The organism is Streptomyces sp. NPDC056480 (genome assembly GCF_042795405.1).
GTDB lineage: Bacteria > Actinomycetota > Actinomycetes > Streptomycetales > Streptomycetaceae > Streptomyces.
Window position 1 is genome coordinate 1 of the sequence record NZ_JBHTSA010000245.1, and the last position, 2881, is coordinate 2881.

Consider the following 2881-nt stretch of genomic DNA (forward strand, 5'->3'; position numbering starts at 1 on the left):
CGCGTAGTGCGCGCCGTGCTCCAGGTAGACGTAGTCGTCGAGGGTGCCCTGGCGGACCAGGTAGACCGTCAGCGAACGGACGTACATGGCGCCGATGCCGAGGCCGAGCGACATCAGGACGATGTCGTTGGTGATGGCGAAGGCGGCGATGACACCGTCGAAGGAGAAGGACGCGTCCAGGACCTCCAGGTAGAGGAACATGAAGAACGCGGCCTTGCCGGCCATCACGACCGCCGGGACCTTCTTGCCGCTGCGCTTGGCCTCTTCCTCGGCCTCGTGCTCGCGCTCCTCCTCTTCCTCGAGCTTGTTCTCGAAGTAGCCGGAGAGACCTCCGACGACGAGGTACGTGATGAGGCCGAAGACGCCGGAGAGCAGGACCGTCGCCGCCTTGTCGACGTGCAGGCCGCCGTGCTGGTGGGCCTGGGTCGCGAAGGTCATGGCGCTGACGGCCAGGACGACGAGAGCGATGCAGACCGACAGCATGTCGATCTTGCCGAGCTTGGCCAGCGGGCGCTCGAGCCAGCCGAGCCACTTGATGTCACGGTCCTCGAAGATGAACTCGAGGAAGATCATCAGCAGGAACATCCCGCCGAAGGCCGCGATCGAAGGATGGGCGTCGGTGACGAGCTGCTCGTACCGCTCGGCGTCGTTGATCGCGAGGTCGACGGCCTCGATGGGGCCGACCTTGGCACTGATCGCCACGATCACGACGGGGAAGACCAGCCTCATGCCGAAGACGGCGATGAGCACACCGATGGTGAGGAAGATCTTCTGCCAGAAGGCACTCATCTTCTTCAGGATCCCGGCGTTGACCACGGCGTTGTCGAACGACACCGAGATCTCGAGGATGGACAGGATCGCCACGATCCCGAAGGCCGCCCATCCCCCGTAGAGCACCGCTACGACGAGGCCGAGCGCGGTCACCGCGAACGACCAGCCGAACGTCTTCAGAAGCACTGGCTACCCAATCGTTTTGTGCGGGGCTCCCCCCGCGAGCCGTACCTGGCTTTACCAAACACTGACCGAAGTCTAGGGCGAAGCAGGGGAGTCCTGACACATACCGGCCAACATGGCATCAGTAGACGGCACTTGAAGACGGGCGCGGCGCGGGGAGACCCTTCCGGGCGCCCGGTATCCGGTCCCTCCCGAGCGGGATGACGGCAGAATCAACGTGTGGTACACAGGCATAATGTCTTCCCAACTCCCCTTACGCTTCGGCGTCAACATGTTCGTCCCCGGTTCACTTCACGAGTGGCGCGCGAAGTGCCGCAGAGCGGAGGAACTCGGATTCGACGTGGTCGGAGTGGCCGACCATCTCGGATTCCCCGCCCCGTTCCCGTCATTGGTCCTCGCAGCCGAGGCGACCGAACGAATACGGCTGACCACATTCGTGTTGAACACGCCGTTCTACAACGCCGCTCTTCTCGCGCGCGATGTGGCGAGCACCGACCAGTTCACCGACGGGCGTTTGGAGCTCGGGCTCGGCGCAGGTTATGTGAAGGCCGAGTTCGACACCGCGGAGATTCCGTTCCCGAGTGGTGGAAAGCGGGTCGAACAGCTGGAGCGTACGGTCACTACGCTGCGTGGCCTGTTCGACGACCCCGAATACCAGCCGCGTCCGGCCCGGCCGTCCGGCCCGCCCCTGCTGATCGCGGGCTGGGGCGACCGGCTGCTCCGCGTGGCCGCCACGCACGCCGACATCATCGCCTTCCCCGGTGGCTGGGCCGACGCCACGGGTGACGCGCTTCATCTGGCCGGAAGCGCGCAGATGGAGGAACGCATCACGTACGTGCGCGGCCTGCTCGGTGACCGCGCCGACTCCGTGGAACTCAATCTGCTGATACAGCAGGTGATTCCGCCCTCCGAAGGCGCCTCGGTGCCCGACAGGTTCGCACCGGTGCCGCCCGGCGCCGAGCAGAGCCCCGACGATGTGCCCAGCGTCCTGGTCGGAACCCCCGCGGACATGGCGCAGCAGATCAAGGAACGTCGTGAGCGCTACGGCTTCACGTACTTCACGATCATGGAATACAACATGGAGAATTTCGCGCCGGTCATCGCGGCGCTTCGCTGAACCGCGCACTCCGCCACAGGGCCGCCGGCGACGGCGGCCGTGACCGAAAGGGGACACCCGACATGGACACCCGCTTCGCATCGGCTCGGCGCACGGTCGTGGAGCAGCCGGCGTGAATCCCTCACTCGCCGCCCGGGGCAGCTCCACGACCCTTGTGCTGCTACGCCACGGTGAGACGGCGTTGACACCGGAGAAGCGCATATCCGGCAGCGGCGGCTCGGATCCGGCGTTGTCGGAGACCGGGCTGCGCCAGGCCGAGGCCGCCGCTGGGGTCCTCGTCACACGCGGTCCGGTGCGGGCGGTGGTGTCGTCACCGCTGCGCCGGGCCCGGCAGACGGCCGAGGCGGCGGCTCGTCGCCTGGGCCTGGAGGTCCACGTCGACGAAGGGCTGACCGAGGCGGATTTCGGGGCCTGGGAGGGACTGACGTTCGCCGAGGTGCGCGAGCGTCATCCGGACGAGATGGCGGCGTGGCTCGCCTCGCCGAAGGCGGTGCCGGGCGGGACCGGGGAGACGTTCGCCTCGGTCGCGCGCCGGGCCACGCTCGCGCGGGACCGGCTCCTGGCACGGTACGAGGGGCAGACGGTCCTGGTCGTGTCCCATGTCGGGGTGTTGCGGACCCTGCTTCGGCTGGCGCTCGGCGCACCACCGGCGACGCTGTTCCGGATGGAGTTGTCGGCCGCCTCGCTGTCGGCCGTGTCCTATTCCCCGGACGGGGGCGTGTCGGTACGGCTGCTCAACGACACCTCGCATCTGACGGACCATCGGTGACCTCGACGGCCGATGGGGCGGTGCTCGGCACCGCCCCATCG

3 protein-coding genes are annotated in these 2881 nt (G+C 67.3%); 2 read left to right on the plus strand and 1 reads right to left on the minus strand.

Annotated elements, in window-relative coordinates; genetic code table 11:
• Positions 1 to 957 (minus strand): DUF475 domain-containing protein (locus ACFQ79_RS40580; RefSeq protein WP_383593396.1); only part of this gene is annotated, 957 nt, incomplete at its 3' end.
• Positions 958 to 1189: 232 nt separating this feature from the next.
• Between ACFQ79_RS40580 and ACFQ79_RS40585 the strand changes: the two genes are divergently transcribed.
• Positions 1190 to 2071 (plus strand): LLM class F420-dependent oxidoreductase, encoded by an 882-nt coding sequence (locus ACFQ79_RS40585; protein WP_383593399.1) that lies wholly within the window; start codon positions 1190 to 1192, stop codon positions 2069 to 2071.
• Positions 2072 to 2183: 112 nt separating this feature from the next.
• Positions 2184 to 2840, plus strand: a complete 657-nt coding sequence (locus ACFQ79_RS40590; protein WP_383593400.1) for a histidine phosphatase family protein — start codon at positions 2184 to 2186, stop codon at positions 2838 to 2840.
• The last annotated feature ends 41 nt before the right edge of the window (positions 2841 to 2881 follow it).

What these genes read in the sequence shown, in the direction of transcription:
- ACFQ79_RS40585 (WP_383593399.1), top strand. Translation starts at nt 1,190, where the DNA reads ATGTCTTCCCAACTCCCCTTACGCTTCGGCGTCAACATGTTCGTCCCC.